Annotated in this window: 15 protein-coding genes; 8 read left to right on the forward strand and 7 right to left on the reverse strand. The window is 70.9% G+C overall.

The features are described 5' to 3' along the window. The first annotated feature begins 41 nt into the window (after positions 1–41). Positions 42–1,589: a leucyl aminopeptidase gene (locus H7I87_RS12985; protein ID WP_024637207.1), complete on the forward strand. Its 1,548-nt coding sequence runs from the start codon at positions 42–44 to the stop codon at positions 1,587–1,589. A 199-nt stretch (positions 1,590–1,788) separates the two neighbouring features. Here the strand turns inward: H7I87_RS12985 and H7I87_RS12990 are convergent, their stop codons facing one another. Then, positions 1,789–2,238: an SRPBCC family protein gene (locus H7I87_RS12990; RefSeq protein WP_011724700.1), complete on the reverse strand. Its 450-nt coding sequence runs from the start codon at positions 2,236–2,238 to the stop codon at positions 1,789–1,791. 148 nt (positions 2,239–2,386) lie between these two features. Here H7I87_RS12990 and H7I87_RS12995 point away from each other — a divergent pair, with 148 nt between their 5' ends. Continuing rightward, entirely contained in the window at positions 2,387–2,728 is a 342-nt protein-coding gene (locus tag H7I87_RS12995) for a hypothetical protein (protein WP_003878156.1), read from the forward strand. Between the two features lie 44 nt (positions 2,729–2,772). Here the strand turns inward: H7I87_RS12995 and H7I87_RS13000 are convergent, their stop codons facing one another. After that, positions 2,773–4,551: an SDR family oxidoreductase gene (locus tag H7I87_RS13000; RefSeq protein WP_011724699.1), complete on the reverse strand. Its 1,779-nt coding sequence runs from the start codon at positions 4,549–4,551 to the stop codon at positions 2,773–2,775. A 223-nt stretch (positions 4,552–4,774) separates the two neighbouring features. Between H7I87_RS13000 and sucB the strand changes: the two genes are divergently transcribed. The 5 genes from sucB to H7I87_RS13025 are packed head-to-tail and all read left to right on the forward strand — an operon-like array spanning position 4,775 to position 9,957. Next, on the forward strand, positions 4,775–6,565 hold the full coding sequence (gene sucB / locus H7I87_RS13005) for a 2-oxoglutarate dehydrogenase, E2 component, dihydrolipoamide succinyltransferase (RefSeq protein WP_011724697.1): 1,791 nt from the start codon (positions 4,775–4,777) through the stop codon (positions 6,563–6,565). A 16-nt stretch (positions 6,566–6,581) separates the two neighbouring features. Continuing rightward, complete coding sequence (locus tag H7I87_RS13010) at positions 6,582–7,505, forward strand: TIGR01777 family oxidoreductase (protein WP_003872327.1); 924 nt, start codon at positions 6,582–6,584, stop codon at positions 7,503–7,505. A gap of 49 nt (positions 7,506–7,554) precedes the next feature. Then, positions 7,555–8,256, forward strand: a complete 702-nt coding sequence (gene lipB, locus H7I87_RS13015; protein ID WP_011724696.1) for a lipoyl(octanoyl) transferase LipB — start codon at positions 7,555–7,557, stop codon at positions 8,254–8,256. Continuing rightward, on the forward strand, positions 8,253–9,176 hold the full coding sequence (gene lipA, locus H7I87_RS13020) for a lipoyl synthase (protein ID WP_011724695.1): 924 nt from the start codon (positions 8,253–8,255) through the stop codon (positions 9,174–9,176). The genes lipB and lipA overlap by 4 nt, the downstream gene beginning before the upstream one ends. Positions 9,177–9,204: 28 nt before the next feature. Then, complete coding sequence (locus H7I87_RS13025; RefSeq protein ID WP_009976486.1) at positions 9,205–9,957, forward strand: DUF4191 domain-containing protein; 753 nt, start codon at positions 9,205–9,207, stop codon at positions 9,955–9,957. 58 nt (positions 9,958–10,015) lie between these two features. On the opposite strand, the gene H7I87_RS13030 is transcribed toward H7I87_RS13025, so the two are convergent. Beyond that, positions 10,016–10,438 (reverse strand): RDD family protein, encoded by a 423-nt coding sequence (locus tag H7I87_RS13030; RefSeq protein ID WP_009976485.1) that lies wholly within the window; start codon positions 10,436–10,438, stop codon positions 10,016–10,018. 244 nt (positions 10,439–10,682) lie between these two features. On the opposite strand from H7I87_RS13030, the gene glnA (H7I87_RS13035) reads away from it, so the two are divergent. Beyond that, complete coding sequence (gene glnA, locus H7I87_RS13035; RefSeq protein WP_003872332.1) at positions 10,683–12,119, forward strand: type I glutamate--ammonia ligase; 1,437 nt, start codon at positions 10,683–10,685, stop codon at positions 12,117–12,119. A 167-nt stretch (positions 12,120–12,286) separates the two neighbouring features. Here glnA (H7I87_RS13035) and H7I87_RS13040 read toward each other — a convergent pair whose 3' ends face one another. The 4 genes from H7I87_RS13040 to glnA (H7I87_RS13055) form a co-directional block, all read right to left on the reverse strand. Continuing rightward, the gene (locus tag H7I87_RS13040; protein ID WP_019733333.1) at positions 12,287–13,147 is read right to left on the reverse strand and encodes a TIGR03619 family F420-dependent LLM class oxidoreductase; all 861 of its coding nucleotides are present in this window, start codon (positions 13,145–13,147) and stop codon (positions 12,287–12,289) included. Next, the gene (locus tag H7I87_RS13045; RefSeq protein WP_023861489.1) at positions 13,144–13,788 is read right to left on the reverse strand and encodes a PaaI family thioesterase; all 645 of its coding nucleotides are present in this window, start codon (positions 13,786–13,788) and stop codon (positions 13,144–13,146) included. Before H7I87_RS13045 ends, H7I87_RS13040 begins: the two co-directional genes overlap by 4 nt. Next, on the reverse strand, positions 13,785–16,781 hold the full coding sequence (locus H7I87_RS13050) for a bifunctional [glutamine synthetase] adenylyltransferase/[glutamine synthetase]-adenylyl-L-tyrosine phosphorylase (RefSeq protein ID WP_009976481.1): 2,997 nt from the start codon (positions 16,779–16,781) through the stop codon (positions 13,785–13,787). Before H7I87_RS13050 ends, H7I87_RS13045 begins: the two co-directional genes overlap by 4 nt. A gap of 65 nt (positions 16,782–16,846) precedes the next feature. Next, positions 16,847–18,187 carry a type I glutamate--ammonia ligase gene (gene glnA / locus H7I87_RS13055; RefSeq protein ID WP_003872336.1) on the reverse strand — a complete coding sequence of 447 codons (1,341 nt, stop codon included), beginning with the start codon at positions 18,185–18,187 and terminating at the stop codon, positions 16,847–16,849. Positions 18,188–18,194: the final 7 nt, after the last annotated feature.

Genomic DNA, 18,194 nt, shown 5'->3' on the forward strand with positions numbered 1-18,194 from the left:
CCCTAGCCAGCCGCGACCGGCGGACCGTTAGGGTGATGCGGATGAGCACAGAACCCGGTTACGCCTCCCCCGTCGTCAACGTCGCCTCCTCGCTGCCCCGCCGCGCCGCCGCGTCCACCGTGCTGATCGTGCCCGTCGTCTCCACCGGCGACGACGACAAGCCGGGCGCCGTCGTCGCGCCGGCCGGGTCGTTCCTGTCCTCCGACGCGGTCGCCGAGATCGAATCCGGCCTGCGGGCGCTGGCGGCCACCGGCGGCGCCGAACAACTGCACCGGCTGGTGGTGGGATCGCTGCCGGTGTCCAGCGTGCTGACCGTCGGCCTGGGCAAGCCGCGATCCGAGTGGCCGGCCGACACCGTCCGCCGTGCCGCGGGGGTGGCCGCGCGGTCGCTGTCCAACACCGAGACGGTGTTCACCACGCTGGCGGCGCTGCCCGGCGAGGGCGTGGCCTCGGCCGCCGTCGAGGGCCTGATCCTGGGCAGCTACCGGTTCACCGAATTCCGCAGCGCCAAGACCGCCCCGAAAGACAAAGGGCTGCAAAAGATCACGGTGCTGGCCACCGCCAAGGACGCCAAGCAGGAGGTCGCGCACGGTGCGGCCGTCGCGACCGCGGTCGCCACCGCCCGCGATCTGGTCAACACCCCGCCCAGCCACCTGTTTCCCGACGAATTCGCCAAGCGGGCAAGGGCTTTGGGTGAGTCCGTCGGCCTCGAGGTGGAGGTGATCGACGAGAAGGCGCTGCAAAAGGGCGGCTACGGAGGGATTCTGGGCGTCGGCCAGGGTTCGTCGCGCCCGCCGCGGCTGGTGCGGCTGATCCACCGCGGTTCGCGGCTGGCCAAGAAATCCAAGCAGGCGAAAAAAGTGGCGCTAGTCGGCAAGGGTGTCACCTTCGACACCGGCGGCATCTCGATCAAGCCGGCGGCCTCGATGCATCACATGACCTCGGACATGGGCGGGGCCGCCGCCGTCATCGCCACCGTGGCGCTGGCCGCGCGGCTGCAGCTGCCGATCGACGTGATCGCCACCGTGCCGATGGCGGAGAACATGCCGTCGGGCACCGCGCAGCGGCCCGGCGACGTGCTGACGCAGTACGGCGGCACCACCGTCGAGGTGCAGAACACCGACGCCGAGGGCCGGCTGATCCTGGCCGACGCCATCGTGCGGGCCTGCGAGGACAACCCGGACTACCTGATCGAGACCTCCACGCTGACCGGCGCGCAGACCGTCGCGCTGGGCGCCCGGATCCCCGGCGTGATGGGCAGCGACGAGTTCCGCGACCGGGTCGCGGCGATCTCGCAGCGGGTCGGTGAGAACGGCTGGCCGATGCCGCTGCCCGACGAGCTCAAGGAGGACCTGAAGTCCACGGTGGCCGACCTGTCGAACATCAGCGGGCAGCGCTTCGCCGGCATGCTGGTGGCCGGCGTGTTCCTGCGCGAGTTCGTCGCCGACGGGGTGGGCTGGGCGCACATCGACGTGGCCGGCCCGGCCTACAACACCGGCAGCCCGTGGGGTTATTCGCCCAAGGGCGCCACCGGGGTGCCGACGCGCACCATGTTCGCGGTGCTCGAAGACATCGCCGCGAACGGCTAAGCGCCCCAGCGTGATTCCGCCGCGCCCGTCGAGCGTCATTCCGCCGCGCCTGTCGAGCGTCATTCCGCCGCGCCCGTCGAGCGTCACGCTGGCGTGGCTCGGCCCGCCGGGCGCCACGCTGGCGTGACGCTCGGCGGCCGAGGAAAGCTCGCGAACTACTTCGTCAGCACGACATGGCCACCGCGTCGGAGGCCATGAGCTAGGTCACCTGATTCGGCTCCTGCCGTTCGGCCAGCGCCGCCAGCCGCAGCAGGCACTCCTGGTTTCGGGGGTAAACCGCCAGCAGCGCAAGCTGATTCGGGATCAGCCGTACCGATCCGCGGGCCGGCACTTCGATCATCTCCACCCGGCATCCCACCCGGGTTGCGTGCAGCCGCAAGGTGATTCGCGCGGCGCCCAGGGGTCCCAGGTGGGCGCGCAGCACCAGCTCGTGTGGGGGGTCGGAGCGCTCCACCACCGTCGCGTCGTTGATGACGAGCGGCCACACCCCGACGGAATGCCGGATCGAGGCGCCGGGATTCGGCCAGTCCGCATCCACCGCGCGGGTGCGGCTGTTGCCCACCACCCATTGCGTGTAGGTCCAGCCCTGGGCAATTACCTCCCAGACCCGCTCACACGGCGCGGCGACCTCGCGCGTGGCAGTAATCACCGGCCCACCCCTTCACGTCTTTGGTTTGGGCCGCGGATACCCGCGATTCGGTGGGTTACTCGCCGCCCGGGTCGGGTTTACCGGGGGCACGCGGCGGTTAATCTGCTATCGCTCGGCCCGGACAGGGCCCGACGAGAAAGGCGAAACCATGACGGTGCGACGGCTGATCATCGGTGTGGGCGCCGTGCTGTTGCTGGCCGGAGTCATCGGGCTGCTGGCGCCGGTGTCGGTTTCCGACGGCAACGGCCACTCCATCGGATGCGGGAACGCGGTCGTGACGGATCTTTCCGCGGCCCGCAACGCCAACGACAACAGCGTGGCCAACGTTCCGATCCTCAACCAGATCGTCCCGCACACCGACTATGTGGCGCAGTGCCAGTCCTCGGTGGGCGGCCGGCGCGCGTGGACGATACCGCTGGCGGTGCTGGGCATCATCGCGATCGGCGCGACGCTACTGACCGGGCGCCGCGGCGCGGCCACCGGCGCTTAACCAAAGGACGCTTCGCCTCAGACGTTAGCCTCGGACGTTTAGCCTCAGATCACCCGCAGCCGCGCGGCATTGCGCAACCCCTGCGGCATCACCCGCGAAAGGCCGTACAGCGCATAGGCTTCCGGCGCCACCGGGCGGATCGGCTTCTTCTTCTGCACCGACGACAGGATGGCGTCGGCCACCTTGTCGGGCCCGTAGTGGCGCAGCGCGAACATCTTTCCCAGCTGCCCGCGCCGGTCGTCGACCCGTTCGGCCCGGGCGCCCGCCGGCGCGTCGAATCTGGTGGTGTTGATGATGTTGGTGTCGATCAGGCCCGGGCAGATGGTGGTCAGTCCCACCCCGGCGGCGTCGAGTTCGGCGCGCAGGCAGTCGGAGAACATGAAGGTCGCCGCCTTGGACGTGCAGTAGGCGCTCAGCGACTGCAGCGGGGCGTAGGCGGCCATCGACGATACGTTGACGAGGTGACCGCCGGTGCCGCGCTGCACCATTCGCCGCGCGAACGACCGGCAGCCGTTGACCACCCCGCCCAGGTTGACCGCGAGCACCCGGTCGAACTCCTCGGCGGGGGTGTCCAGGAATCCGCCCGCCTGCCCGATGCCGGCGTTGTTGACGACGATGTCGGGCACGCCGTGCGCGGCGCTGACCCGCTCGGCGAACTCCTCCACCGCCTGCGCGTCGGACACGTCGAGCACGTAGGCGTGCGCGACGCCGCCGCGGCCGGCGATCTCGGCGGCGGTGGCCTTGACGGCCGCCTCGTCGATATCGCTGACGATCAGCTCGGCGCCTTCGCGGGCGAAGGCGAACGCGGTCGCCCGGCCGATGCCGCTGCCGGCGCCGGTGACCGACACCAGGGTGTCGCCGAACGCCTTGCGGGGACGCCCCACCTGCGCGCGCAGCAGCGCGCGGCTGGCCGGCTTGCCCTCGGCCATATCGGCGAAGTCGTGCACCGCCGCGGCCATCACCTGCGGATGCGACATCGGCGAGAAGTGTCCGGCCCGGATGTCGCGACGCCACAGCCGCGGCACGAACCGCGGCGTGTGGTCGTAGCCGTACGGCCGCACGTACCGGTCCTCGGTGTTGACGATCAGCTGCACCGGCACGTCGATGACGGCCACACCCTGTTTGCGGATGGCAAACGAGCGAAAGTAGTTGGCGGGATAGGTTTTCACCGAGCGTGCCGCGTCGGCGGCCAGGCGGTCGGAGTGGTGGATCTGCTCGATGGGAATGTTGTCGACGGCGTTGCGCCGCAGCGCCGGGATCGACAGGGTGAGCCGCAGGGCCAACGGCGCGAGCACCGGGATGGACAGCAGGATCATGTAGCTCAGCCGCAACGCCTGGCCGAGCGCGCGGGCGAACGCGCGCGGCCGCCAGGGCGCCCGCAGTCCGCTGAAGATGTAGTCGACCAGCTGGTCCTGGCTGGGCCCGGACACCGAGGTGAAGGTGGCGACCCGGTCGTTGGCGCCGGGACGCTTGAGGTAGTGCCACACCCCGACCGAGCCCCAGTCGTGGGCCAGCACGTGTACGGGCCCGCCCGGGCTGAGTTCGCCGATCACCGCGGCGAAGTCGTCGGCGAAGCGGTCCATGCGGTAGGCCGACACCGGCTTGGGCGCCGACGACGCACCGACCCCGCGGTTGTCGTAGCGCAGGATCCGGAACCGCTCGGCCAGCAGCGGAACGACCCCGTCCCACAGCACGTGCGAGTCGGGAAAGCCGTGCACCAGCACGACGGTCGGGCCCTCGGGGTTGCCCTCGTCGTAGACCGCGATGCGGGTGCCGTCGGCGCTGTGCACGAAATGCTGGGGCGAGTGTTGTGGTGCCGGCATCGGACCTCCCCGGTCTGGCTCCCGCTGTGGGCCGCGGCGCTGGGGCCGCGGTGGCCACACGGTAGCAAGCGTGACCGGGGTCACCCGAGCCGCGAGCCGGATCTGCCCTGGATGTGTGCCGGCGCGGGCGCAGTGACAGGATAGTTTTGGATTGCGACTTCGCCTTCCGCGAGCGAGCTGATCGACCCGCCCCGACCCACGAGCGATCGAGGAGTCAGAAGAGATGGCCTTCTCCGTCCAGATGCCGGCACTCGGTGAGAGCGTCACCGAGGGGACGGTCACCCGCTGGCTCAAGCAGGAAGGGGACACGGTCGAACTCGACGAGCCGCTGGTCGAGGTGTCCACCGACAAGGTCGACACCGAGATCCCGTCGCCTGCCGCGGGTGTGCTGACCAAGATCATCGCCCAGGAAGACGACACCGTGGAGGTGGGCGGCGAACTGGCCGTGATCGGCGACGCGGCCGACGACGCCGCCGCCGGCGGCGGGGCGCAGGCCCCCAGCCAGCCGAGCCAGCCGCAAGCACCGGCCCAGCCCGAGCCCCAGGCCCAGGCCCAGCCCGAGGCCCCGGCCCAGCCGCAGGCGCCGGCCCAGCCGGCGCCGCAGGAGTCCGGTGGCGGCGCCGCCACCCCGGTGTTGATGCCCGAGCTGGGCGAGTCGGTGACCGAGGGCACCGTGACCCGCTGGCTCAAGAAGGTCGGGGATTCGGTCCAGGTCGACGACGCGCTGGTCGAGGTGTCCACCGACAAGGTCGACACCGAGATCCCGTCGCCGGTGGCCGGCGTGCTGATCAGCATCACGGCCGAGGAGGACAGCACCGTGCCGGTCGGCGGCGAGCTGGCCCGCATCGGCACCGGCGCCCAGGCGCCCGCCCCCGCTGCGCCCCAACCCCCGCCGGCCCCCAAGCCCGAACCGAAACCCGAACCGGCACCCCAACCCCAGGCGCAGCCCGCGCCCCAGCCACAGCCACAGCCACAAGCCCAGCCGGCGCCCGAGCCGAAAGCCCAACCGGCTCAAGCCCAACCGGCTCAAGCCCAGCCGGCCGCCGGCGGCGAGGGCACCCCCTACGTGACACCGCTGGTGCGAAAGCTGGCCGCCGAGAACAACATCGACCTGTCGTCGATCACCGGCACCGGCGTGGGTGGTCGCATCCGCAAGCAAGACGTCCTGGCCGCCGCCGAGCAGAAGCAGCGGCAACAACAGGCCGCCGCCCAGCCGTCGGCCGCACCGGCCCCCGCGGCCGCCGAGGCCCGCAAGCCCGCCGCGCCGACGCCGGCGCCGGCGCTGGCGCACCTGCGCGGCACCACCCAGAAGGCCAGCCGGATCCGTCAGATCACCGCGGCCAAGACGCGCGAATCCCTGCTTGCCACAGCCCAACTCACCCAGACCCATGAGGTCGACATGACCAGGCTGGTCGGATTGCGGGCCCGGGCCAAGGCGGCGTTCGCCGAGCGCGAGGGGGTGAACCTGACGTTCCTGCCGTTCATCGCCCGCGCGGTGATCGACGCGCTGAAGATCCACCCCAACATCAACGCCAGTTACAACGAGGAAACCAAGGAGATCACCTACTACGACGCCGAGCACCTCGGCTTCGCGGTCGACACCGAACAGGGGCTGCTGTCCCCCGTCGTGCACAACGCCGGCGACCTGTCGCTGGCCGGGCTGGCCCGGGCGATCGCCGACATCGCCGCGCGCGCCCGGTCGGGCAACCTCAAGCCCGACGAGCTGTCCGGCGGCACCTTCACGATCACCAACATCGGCAGCCAGGGCGCGCTGTTCGACACCCCGATCCTGGTCCCGCCGCAGGCCGCCATGCTGGGCACCGGGGCGATCGTCAAGCGGCCGCGGGTGATCGTCGACGAGTTCGGCAACGAGTCGATCGGCGTGCGCTCCGTCTGCTACCTGCCGCTGACCTACGACCACCGGCTGATCGACGGCGCCGACGCCGGCCGCTTCCTGACCACCATCAAGCACCGGCTCGAAGAGGGAGCATTCGAGGCCGACCTCGGGCTGTGAGAAGGGCGGTCGAACGTTGGCTCGCGCTGGGCAAAAGGCCGTCATCGCCATTGCGGGTTCGTCCGGCCTGATCGGCTCGGCGCTGGCGGCGGCCCTGCGCGCCGACGACCATCGGGTGCTGCGCATCGTGCGCCGGGCACCGGCGAACGGCGACGAGCTGTCCTGGAATCCCGAGAGCGGCGATCTGGATCCCGACGCGCTGCGCGGCGTCGACGCCGTCGTCAACCTGTGCGGGGTGAACATCGGCAAGCGGCGATGGTCGGGGGCCTTCAAACAGAGCCTGCGCGACAGCCGCATCACCCCCACCGAGGTCCTCGCGCACGCCGTCGCCGACGCCGGGGTGGCGACCCTGGTCAACGCCAGCGCGGTGGGCTTCTACGGCAACACCAAGGACCGCGTGGTCGACGAAAACGACCGCGCCGGAACCGGTTTCCTGGCCCAGCTGTGCCAGGACTGGGAGGCGGCCACGCTGCCGGCGCAGTACGGCGGCGCCCGGGTGGTGCTGGCCCGCACCGGCCTGGTGTTCTCCCCCGCCGGTGGCGCGCTGGGCCGGCTGCGGCCCCTGTTCCGCACCGGCCTGGGCGCCCGGCTGGGCAGTGGGCGGCAGTACATGTCGTGGATCACGCTGGAAGACGAGGTGCGGGCCCTGCTGTTCGCGATCTTCGAGCCCGCGCTGTCCGGCCCGGTGAACATGACCGGGCCGGCCCCGGTCACCAACGCCGAATTCACCACCGCGTTCGGGCGGGCGGTCAACCGCCCGACCCCGTTGATGCTGCCCGGTTTCGCCGTCCGCGCCGCGCTCGGGGAGTTCGCCGACGAGGGCCTGCTGACCGGCCAGCGCGCCATCCCCGCCGCGCTGGAGCGCACCGGATTCGTGTTCCACCACAACACCATTGGCGAGGCGCTGGGCTACGCCACCGCCCGGCCCGCCCACGACTGACCCCGCCCGGATTGGGCCCGACCGGGCCGGGCCGAGTACCGTCGCGAACGTGATCGATTCCATCCGGTCCAGCCGCGCCCTGATCGATGTCCGCCGGCTCGGCACCGTCGACTACCGCGCGGCCTGGCAGCAGCAGCGCGACCTGGCCGACGCCCGGGTCGCCGGCGGCCCCGACACGTTGCTGTTGCTGCAACACCCGGCGGTGTACACCGCGGGCCGGCGCACCGAACCGCACGAGCGGCCGCTGGACGGCACGCCCGTGGTCGACACCGACCGGGGCGGCAAGATCACCTGGCACGGGCCCGGCCAGTTGGTCGGCTATCCGATCATCGGCCTAGCCGAACCGCTGGACGTGGTCGACTACGTGCGACGGCTGGAGGAGGCGCTGATCAAGGTGTGCGCCGATCTGGGCCTGGACACGGTCCGCGTGCCGGGCCGCTCCGGGGTGTGGGTGCCGGGCGACGCCGGCCGGCCCGACCGCAAGGTGGCCGCCATCGGGGTGCGGGTGTCCCGCGCCACCACCCTGCACGGATTCGCGCTGAACTGCGACTGCGACCTGGGTGCCTTCAGCGCCATTGTGCCGTGCGGCATCAGCGACGCCGGGGTGACGTCGCTGACGGCCGAACTGCGCCGCCCGGTCGCGGTCGACGACGTCGTGACGTCGGTCGCCGACCTCGTCTGCGACGCCCTGGACGGGGTGCTGCCGGTGCGTGAGCACTCACCCGGCGCCCGCGTAGCATCGGCGATGTGACTGTCGCACCCGAGGGACGCAAACTGCTGCGCCTGGAAGTGCGCAACGCCGACACCCCGATCGAGCGCAAACCGCCGTGGATCCGGGTGCGGGCCCGGATGGGGCCGGAATACACCGAGCTCAAGAGCCTGGTCCGGCGCGAGGGGCTGCACACGGTCTGCGAAGAGGCCGGCTGCCCCAACATCTTCGAATGCTGGGAGGACCGCGAGGCCACCTTCCTGATCGGCGGCGACCAGTGCACCCGTCGCTGCGACTTCTGCCAGATCGACACCGGCAAGCCCGCCGAGCTGGACCGCGACGAGCCCCGCCGGGTGGCCGACAGCGTGCGCACGATGGGGCTGCGCTACGCCACGGTCACCGGGGTGGCCCGCGACGACCTGCCCGACGGCGGCGCCTGGCTGTACGCCGAGACGGTGCGCGCCATCAAGGAGCTCAACCCGTCGACCGGTGTCGAGCTGTTGATCCCCGACTTCAACGGCCGGCCCGACCGGCTCGCCGAGGTGTTCGGGTCGCGCCCGGAAGTGTTGGCGCACAACGTCGAAACGGTGCCGCGGATCTTCAAACGGATCCGCCCGGCCTTCACCTACCGGCGCAGCCTGGACGTGCTGACCGCGGCCCGCGAGGCCGGGCTGGTCACCAAGAGCAACCTCATCCTCGGCCTGGGCGAAACCCCCGACGAGGTGCGCACCGCGCTGGCCGACCTGCGCGGCGCCGGCTGCGACATCATCACCATCACCCAGTACCTGCGCCCGTCGGCCCGCCACCACCCGGTCGAGCGCTGGGTGAAGCCGGAGGAATTCGTCGAGTTCGCGCGGCATGCCGAAGAGCTGGGCTTCTCCGGGGTGCTGGCCGGGCCGCTGGTGCGCTCGTCGTACCGCGCTGGGCGGCTCTACCGGCAGGCCGCCCGCGCCCGCGCCTAGCCGCCACGGCGCTACGTATTCTTTGACTATGGCTAAATCCCGCTCTGCCGCCGACAACAAGGCGGCCCGCGCGCAGGCGCAGGCCGCCCGCAAGGCCGCCGCGCGCGAGCGCCGCGCCCAGTTGTGGCAGGCGTTCAACATCCAGCGCCAGGAGGACAAGCGCCTGCTGCCCTACATGATCGGCGCCTTCCTGCTGGTCGTGGGCGTGTCGGTGGCTGTGGGCGTCTGGGCCGGCGGGCTGACCATGATCACCTTGATCCCGTTCGGCGTGGTGCTGGGCGCGCTGGTCGCCTTCATCGTGTTCGGGCGCCGCGCGCAGAAATCGGTGTACCGCAAGGCCGAGGGCCAAACCGGCGCGGCGGCATGGGCTTTGGACAATCTGCGCGGCAAGTGGCGGGTGACCCCCGGGGTGGCGGCGACCGGCCACTTCGACGCCGTGCACCGCGTCATCGGCCGGCCGGGCGTGATCCTGGTCGGCGAGGGCTCGCCGACCCGGGTGCGGCCGCTGCTGGCGCAGGAGAAAAAGCGCACCGCCCGGCTGATCGGCGACGTGCCGATCTACGACATCATCGTCGGCAACGGCGAAGACGAGGTGCCGCTGGCCAAGCTGGAGCGCCACCTGACCCGGCTGCCGGCCAACATCACCGTCAAGCAGATGGACACCCTGGAGTCGCGGCTGGCCGCCCTGGGGTCGCGGGCCGGGGCCGCCGTCATGCCCAAGGGCCCGCTGCCCAACGCCGGCAAGATGCGCGGGGTGCAGCGCACCGTCCGCCGCAAGTAGCTCCCGCGCCGATCGCAAAGCGCGGCCGGGCGCGGCGGGTCGCCGCCATCGGCAGAGCTCAGCGCCGCACCACGGCCGTCGCGGTCAGCCGGTCCTGCAGGCCGCGGCCGTCCCAGTCGGTGAACAACGCCGGCACCACCGTCCCGACCAGCACACCGCGCACCACCGCGCGGCCGGTGCCGACCAGCCCCCGCCCGTCCACCGTCACCACCTGCAGCCGCAACACCAGCTGGCCGGGCGTGAAGCCGAACAGCCGCACCGAGACCACCCCCAGCAGAAACCAGATCACCAGCACGCTGGTGGCCAGGGCCGATGCCGAGAACCAGCCCAACCGCATGGCCAGCGCCGCCAGCCCGTAGGAGATCAGCCAGTCGATCATCAACGCACCCAGCCGGGGCCCCATCGGCGCCAACGAGCCGGGCCCGCGCTGCGGCAGGCCGAGCTTTTCGCCCGGATATGCGGATCGCGATTCCGGCGTCATCGCCCCGGACCGGCGTCGCGGCGCCCGGCGGTCCGGCACCGGCGGGACGGGCAGACGGTGCGCCGCGCGAACAGAAAAGATACGATCTTGCGATCCATGGCCCCACAATAGAACCCGCCGCCGACGCGGCCACTTTTTGCGTGTGGCATGGTCACGTAACGTGCGCGCAACATCGGGTTGACTGACGGGCAACATCTGCTCCATAGCGTCAGGCCGCGGATCTCACCAAGTAAAGGAGCATTCTGTGACGGAAACGACGCCCGACGACGTCTTCAAACTCGCCAAGGACGAGAAAGTCGAATTTGTCGACGTCCGGTTCTGTGACCTACCCGGCATCATGCAGCACTTCACAATCCCGGTTTCGTTTTTCGACGAGAGCGTCTTCGAGGACGGCCTGGCCTTCGACGGCTCGTCCATTCGCGGATTCCAGTCCATTCACGAATCCGACATGTTGCTCCTGCCGGACCCGGCCACGGCCCAGATCGACCTGTTCCGCGAGGCCAAGACGCTGAACCTGAACTTCTTCGTGCACGACCCGTTCACCCTCGAGCCGTACTCGCGCGACCCGCGCAACATCGCCCGCAAGGCGGAGAACTACCTGATCTCCACCGGTGTGGCCGACACCGCGTACTTCGGCGCCGAGGCCGAGTTCTACATCTTCGACTCGGTGAGCTTCGACTCGCGCACCAACGGCTCGTTCTACGAGATCGACGCCATCTCGGGCTGGTGGAACACCGGCTCGCCCAACGAGCTCGACGGCAGCCCCAACCGCGGCTACAAGGTCCGCCCCAAGGGGGGCTACTTCCCCGTCGCCCCCGTCGACCACTACGTCGACCTGCGCGACCAGATGCTGTCCAACCTGATCAAGGCCGGCTTCAGCCTGGAGAAGGGCCACCACGAGGTGGGCACCGGCGGCCAGGCCGAGATCAACTACAAGTTCAACACGCTGCTGCACGCGGCCGACGACATGATGCTCTACAAGTACATCGTCAAGAACACCGCGTGGCAGAACGGCAAGACCGTTACGTTCATGCCCAAGCCGCTGTTTGGGGACAACGGCTCCGGCATGCACACCCATCAGTCGCTGTGGAAGGACGGCAGCCCGCTGATGTACGACGAGACGGGCTACGCCGGTCTGTCGGACACCGCGCGGCACTACATCGGCGGCCTGCTGCACCACGCGCCGTCGCTGCTGGCGTTCACCAACCCGACGACGAACTCCTACAAGCGCCTGGTGCCGGGCTTCGAGGCGCCGATCAACCTGGTCTACAGCCAGCGCAACCGCTCGGCGTGTGTGCGCATCCCGATCACCGGCACCAACCCGAAGGCCAAGCGGCTCGAGTTCCGTTGCCCCGACTCCTCGGGCAACCCCTACCTGGCGTTCTCGGCCATGCTGATGGCCGGCCTGGACGGCATCAAGAACAAGATCGAGCCGCAGGCGCCGGTCGACAAGGACCTCTACGAGCTGCCGCCCGAGGAGGCCGCCAACATCCCGCAGGCGCCGACCCAGCTGTCCGCGGTCATCGACCGGCTGGAAGAGGACCACGAATACCTCACCGAGGGAGGCGTTTTCACGCCCGACCTGATCGAGACGTGGATCAGCTTCAAGCGCGAGACCGAGATCCTGCCGGTCCAGGTCCGGCCGCACCCCTACGAATTCGCGCTGTACTACGACGTTTAGAGACGTCGAAGTCGATGCCGCCCGCCCGATCCGATCGGGCGGGCGGTCTCGTCCCCGCCGCCCTGCTGGGTTCCGCGAGACTTAAGCGATGGCGGCCCGCGCCGGCGTGTCGTCGCCACCGGGTAAGTGTCGTGGGGCTCAGCCGAAGCCGGCGCAGGTGTCCAGCCCTACCCGTCCAGCGCGAGGTCCTTGCGGAACCGCTGCATGCCGTCGATCTTGTCGTCCAGCGACGCCTGCGGCCCGGCGTAGAACATCCACGGCATGGTGATGATCCCGGTGATGCCGGCATCCTCGGCGCGCCGGTAATCGGCGGTGGTGAACGCGTCGGTCAGCGGCGTCAGGATGGTGAAATCGTCCATCGTCAAACCGTTTTCGGCGCGCAGCTCGCGCAGCCGGCCGACCGCCTCGATGGCCCGCTCGGTCTTGATCAGGTCGCCGATCCAGCCGTCGTTGCGGGCGGCGCGGCGCAGCGCGATGTCCGACAGCCCGCCCACATACACCGGGATCGGCGGCGGGGTGGGCTGCATCTCCAGCCGCGGCGCGGAGTAGAACTCGCCGTCGAACTCCGTCCAGCCCGGCGCCCACAGCGCCCGCATCAGCTCGATGATCTCGTCGGTGCGTTTGCCGCGCGCCTCGAACCGCTCCCCCATCAACGCGAATTCCTCGCGGCACCAGCCGACGCCGACGCCCAGCTCCACCCGGCCCGACGCCAGAACCGCCGCGGTGCCAATGGCTTTGGCCGCCGAGTACGGGTTGCGCATCGCCGGGATATAAACGGTGTTGACGAACCGCAGCCGGGTGGTGACCTGGGCGAGCGCCCCGATGAGCACCCACGGGTCGGGCCAGTCGGTGAACGGTTGCCAGCGCCGCTGCCCGTCCCTGGTGTACGGGTAGGGGGTGTCCAGCGTCTCCAGGTTGACGACATGGTCGGGGATGCCGATCCCGTCGTAGCCGAGTTCATCTGCGGCCCTAGCGATCTCGACGATCTCCCGGGTGTTCAAGAAGGCGCTGCTGACGTAGAACCTCACTGCGTCTCCCGCGCCCAGGCCGGCTCGATGAACACGCCGTCGGCTTCGACGGTGACTCCCGCGGCATCCGAAATGGTGCCTCGGGCAAAGACTTTGACACCCTCGCGGCGGTCGATCCAGGCGTCGCAGCGCAGCGGGCCCAGCGGCGTGCCGCGCAGGTATTTCACGGTGATGGTGCCGGTGAACCGCGCCTTGGACAGCCCTTCGCTGGCCGCCTCACCGAGCATGTGGTCGAGCACCAGGGCGCTGACGCCGCCGTGCACCAGCCGCGGCGGCCCCTCGTAGGCCGAGCCGAGGACGAACTCGCTCCAGCAGCGCCCGTCGCCCTCGTGGTGCACGACGATCGGCGGGGCGATCGGATTGCACACGCCGATCGCGGCGTTGCCCAGCGGCAGCGGCCGGCCGTCGACCCGGTAGCTCACCCCCACCGGCCGGGTCCGTCGCCGCAGCGACGCGGTGACCGCCTCGATCGCCGAGCGGGCTTCGGCGACGACGGCGTCGTCAACCTCGGTCCGGATGGTGGCGTCGACGAGCTCGCGGACCGCATCGGCCAACGGGGCATACAGTGCGGTCACCCGTTCGGCCTCCGCCGCGTCGAGCACCTCGAATATGGCGTCCAACGCGCCGGCCTCCTGACTCAACTTCCGAACACCTTGCGCACGACCGCTTTTGCGCGTCGCGTCACCCGTAGATAGTTGTCCAAGAACTCCCCGCCCTCGTCGGTGGGCCAGCCCGCGGCGACGGCGACCGCGTTCAGCTGACGCCCGGGCCCGGGCAGCTGGTCGGTGGGCTTGCCGCGGACCAGCACCAGCGCGTTGCGGGCCCGGGTGGCGGTCAGCCAGGCCTGCCGCAGCAGGTCCACCTCGTCGGCGGGAACCAGGCCGGCCTCGGCGATCGCGTCCAGGCACTCCAGCGTCGACGTGTTGTGCAGCGCCGGCACCTCGTGGGCGTGCAGCAGCTGCAGCAGCTGCACCGTCCATTCGATGTCGGCCAGCCCGCCGCGGCCCAGCTTGGTGTGCGTGTTGGGGTCGGCGCCGCGCGGCAGCCGCTCGGCGTCCACCCGGGCCTTGATGCGCCGGATCTCGCGCACCGCCTCCGGCGACACCCCGTCGGCGGGGTAGCGCGTCTTGTCGGCCATCAGCAGGAACCGCTGCCCCAGCTCCGCGTCCCCGGCGACCGCGTGCGCGCGCAGCAACGCCTGGATCTCCCACGGCTGCGCCCACTGCTCGTAGTAGGCGGCATAGGACGCCAGAGTCCGCACCAGCGGGCCGTTGCGGCCCTCGGGCCGCAGGTTGGCGTCCACGTCCAGCGGCGGGTCCACGCTGGGGGTGCCCAGCAGGGTGCGAACCTGCTCGGCGACCGAGGCCGCCCAGCGCACCGCCGCCGAATCGTCGACGCCGGGTGCCGGCTCGCAGACGAACATCACGTCGGCGTCGGACCCGTAGCCCAGCTCCGCGCCGCCCAGCCGGCCCATGCCGATCACCGCGATGGCGGCCGGCGCCTTGCCCCGCTGCGGGCCGTCGTCGGGCAGGTTGGCCCGGATCATCGCGTCCAGCGCGGCCTGCAGCACGGCCACCCACACCGAGGTCAGCGCCTTGCACACGTCGGTGACCTCGAGCATGCCGAGCAGGTCCGCCGACGCCACCCGGGCCAGCTCCCGGCGGCGCAGGGTGCGCGCCCCGGCGATCGCCCGCACCGGGTCGGAGTACCGGCTGGCCGAGGCGACCAGCGCGCGGGCCACCGCGGCCGGGTCGGTCTCGAGCAGCCGGGGCCCGGACGGCCCGTCGCCGTAGTCCTGGATGACCCGCGGCGCGCGCATCAGCAGGTCGGGCACGTACGCCGAGGTCCCGAGCACATGCATGAGCCGCCGCGCCACCGCGGGCTTGTCGCGCAGCGTGGACAGATACCAGCTCTCCCCGGCCAGCGCCTCCGACAGCCGGCGGTAGGCCAGCAAGCCGCCGTCCGGGTCGGGCGCATACGACATCCAGTTCAGCAGCCGCGGCAGCAGCACCGACTGCACCCGGCCGCGCCGGCCGCTCTGGTTGACCAGCGCCGACATATGCTTCAACGCGCTCTGCGGGCCCTCGTAGCCCAGGGCCGCCAGCTGCCGCTCGGCGGCCTCGGAGGTCATGCCGTGCCGGATCTCCAGCCCGGCCGGGCCGATCGATTCCAGCAGCGGCTGGTAGAAGAGCTTGGCGTGCAGCTGCGAGACCCGCAGGTTCTGGTGCCGCAGCTCCTCGCGCAGCACCCCGGCCGCGTCGTGGCGGCCGTCCGGCCGGATGTGGGCGGCCCGGGCCAGCCAGCGCACCGCCTCCTCGTCGTCGGCCTCGGGCAGCAGGTGGGTGCGCTTGAGCCGCTGCAGCTGCAGCCGGTGCTCGAGCAGCCGCAGGAATTCGTAGGAGGCGGTGAGGTTGGCCGCGTCCTCGCGCCCGATGTAGCCGCCCTGCCCCAGCGCGGCCAGCGCGTCGACCGTCGAGGCCACGTGCAGCGACTCGTCGCTGCGGCCGTGCACCAACTGCAAGAGCTGCACGGCGAATTCGACGTCGCGCAACCCGCCGCTGCCCAGCTTGATCTCGCGGCCGCGGACGTCGGCGGGCACCAGCTGCTCGACGCGCCGGCGCATCGCCTGCACCTCGACCACGAAGTCCTCGCGTTCGCAGGCCACCCACACCATCGGCATCAGCGCGTCCAGGTAGCGTCGGCCGAGCTCCGCGTCGCCCACCGCCGCACGGGCTTTCAGCAGCGCCTGGAACTCCCACGTCTTGGCCCAGCGCTGGTAGTAGGCGATGTGCGACTCCACGGTGCGGACCAGCTCGCCGCTGCGGCCTTCCGGTCGCAGCCCGGCGTCGACCTGGAAGAACGCCTCGGACGCCAGCCGCATCATCTCGCTGGCCACCCGGGTGGTGACGGTGTCGGCGCGCTCGCCGACGAAGATGACGTCGACGTCGCTGACGTAGTTCAGTTCGCGGGCACCGCATTTGCCCATCGCGATGACCGCCAGCCGCGGCGGTGTCCGGTCGCCGCACACGTTGTGCTCGGCCACCCGCAGCGCGGCGGCCAGTGCCGCGTCGGCCAGGTCCGACAGGTGGGCGGCCACCACGGTGAACGGCAGCACCGGTTCGTCCTCGACGGTGGCGGCCAGGTCGAGCGCGGCCAGCACCAGCAGCCGGTCCCGGTACAGGGTGCGCAGCCGCACCATCGCCGAGCCGGGGTCGGCCAGCGCCTCGTCGACGCAGCCGGTGAACATCGCGCACAGCTCGTCGTGGGTGGGCAGAGAGACGTTGCCGCGCAACAGTTTCCAGGATCGCGGCTGGGCGACCAGGTGGTCGCCCAGGGCCAGCGAGGAGCCGAGCACCGCGAACAGCCGTCCCCGCAGCGGGCGTTCGGTGAGCAGGGCGGCGCCCAGTTCGTCCCACCCGGCGTCGGGGGTCTCGGCCAGCCGGACCAGGGCGAGCAGCGCGGCGTCGGGGTCCGGCGCCCGGGACAGCGCCCACAGCAGATCGACGTGGGCCTGGTCGTCATGGTCGTACCAACCCAGCTGCGCCATCCGTTCGGCCGCTTGGGGATCGACCAACCCGAGCCGGCCGACGCTGGGCAGCCGGGGGCGCTGCGTCGCGGGTTTGGTCACGACCACGACGGTAGCGCAACCCTACGCCGCGCCGGCGCACCCGGGACGGGAAATGCGCTACGGCGCCGGGGCTACAGCGACAGGTAGGTGCGCAGTTCGTACGGGGTGACGTGGCTGCGGTAGGTCGCCCACTCGGTGCGCTTGTTGCGCAGGAAGAAGTCAAAGACGTGCTCCCCCAACGTCTCCGCGACCAGCTCCGAGGACTCCATGGCGCGCAGCGCGCTGTCCAGGCTGGTGGGCAGTTCGCGATAGCCCATCGCGATCCGCTCCTCGGGAGTCAGGTCCCACACGTTGTCCTCGGCCTGCGGCCCCAGCACGTAGCCCTTCTCCACCCCGCGCAGGCCGGCGGCCAGCAGCACGGCGAAGGTCAGGTAGGGGTTGCACGCCGAGTCGGGGCTGCGCACCTCGACGCGCCGCGACGACGTCTTGTGCGGCGTGTACATCGGCACCCGCACCAGCGCCGAGCGGTTGGCCGCCCCCCAGGACGCGGCGGTGGGGGCCTCGCCGCCGCCCACCAGCCGCTTGTAGGAGTTCACCCATTGGTTGGTGACGGCGCTGATCTCGGAGGCGTGCTCGAGGATGCCGGCGATGAACGACTTGCCCACGTCCGAGAGCTGCAGCGGGTCGTCGGGGCTGTGGAAGGCGTTGACGTCGCCCTCGAACAGGCTCATGTGGGTGTGCATCGCCGAGCCGGGGTGCTGCCCGAACGGCTTGGGCATGAACGAGGCGCGGGCGCCGTTCTCGATCGCGACCTCCTTGATGACGTAGCGGAACGTCATCACGTTGTCGGCCATCGACAGGGCGTCGGCGAAGCGCAGGTCGATCTCCTGCTGGCCGGGCGCGCCCTCGTGGTGGCTGAACTCCACCGAGATGCCCATGAACTCCAGCGCTTCGATGGCGTGCCTGCGGAAGTTGGAGGCGGAGTCGTGGATGGCCTGGTCGAAGTAGCCGGCGGTGTCGACGGGGACGGGCGGCGTGCCGTCGTCGGGCCCGGGCTTGAGCAGGAAGAACTCGATCTCGGGGTGCACGTAGCAGGAGAAGCCCAGGTCGTTGGCCTTCTGCAGCTGGCGGCGCAGCACGTGCCGTGGGTCGGCCCAGGACGGCGACCCGTCCGGCATGGTGATGTCGCAGAACATTCGCGCCGAGTGGTGGTGGCCGTTGGGCGAGGCCCATGGCAGCACCTGGAAGGTGGACGGGTCGGGGTTGGCGACGGTGTCGGATTCCGACACCCGGGAGAAGCCCTCGATCGAGGAGCCGTCGAAGCCGATGCCCTCCTCGAAGGCGCCTTCGAGTTCGGCGGGGGCGATGGCGACCGACTTGAGGAACCCGAGCACATCGGTGAACCACAGCCGAACGAAGCGGATGTCCCGTTCCTCGAGGGTGCGCAGGACGAATTCCTTCTGTCGATCCATATCTCGA

It is taken from the genome of Mycobacterium timonense, assembly GCF_025821985.1.
Taxonomy (GTDB): domain Bacteria; phylum Actinomycetota; class Actinomycetes; order Mycobacteriales; family Mycobacteriaceae; genus Mycobacterium; species Mycobacterium avium.

Bases quoted from the DNA above. Each gene is read 5' to 3' on its own strand.
- H7I87_RS12985 (WP_024637207.1), top strand. From the start codon at position 42: ATGAGCACAGAACCCGGTTACGCCTCCCCCGTCGTCAACGTCGCCTCC.
- H7I87_RS12995 (WP_003878156.1), top strand. From the start codon at position 2,387: ATGACGGTGCGACGGCTGATCATCGGTGTGGGCGCCGTGCTGTTGCTG.
- H7I87_RS13000 (WP_011724699.1), bottom strand. From the start codon at position 4,551: ATGCCGGCACCACAACACTCGCCCCAGCATTTCGTGCACAGCGCCGAC.
- sucB (WP_011724697.1), top strand. From the start codon at position 4,775: ATGGCCTTCTCCGTCCAGATGCCGGCACTCGGTGAGAGCGTCACCGAG.
- H7I87_RS13025 (WP_009976486.1), top strand. From the start codon at position 9,205: ATGGCTAAATCCCGCTCTGCCGCCGACAACAAGGCGGCCCGCGCGCAG.
- H7I87_RS13030 (WP_009976485.1), bottom strand. From the start codon at position 10,438: ATGACGCCGGAATCGCGATCCGCATATCCGGGCGAAAAGCTCGGCCTG.
- glnA (WP_003872336.1), bottom strand. From the start codon at position 18,187: ATGGATCGACAGAAGGAATTCGTCCTGCGCACCCTCGAGGAACGGGAC.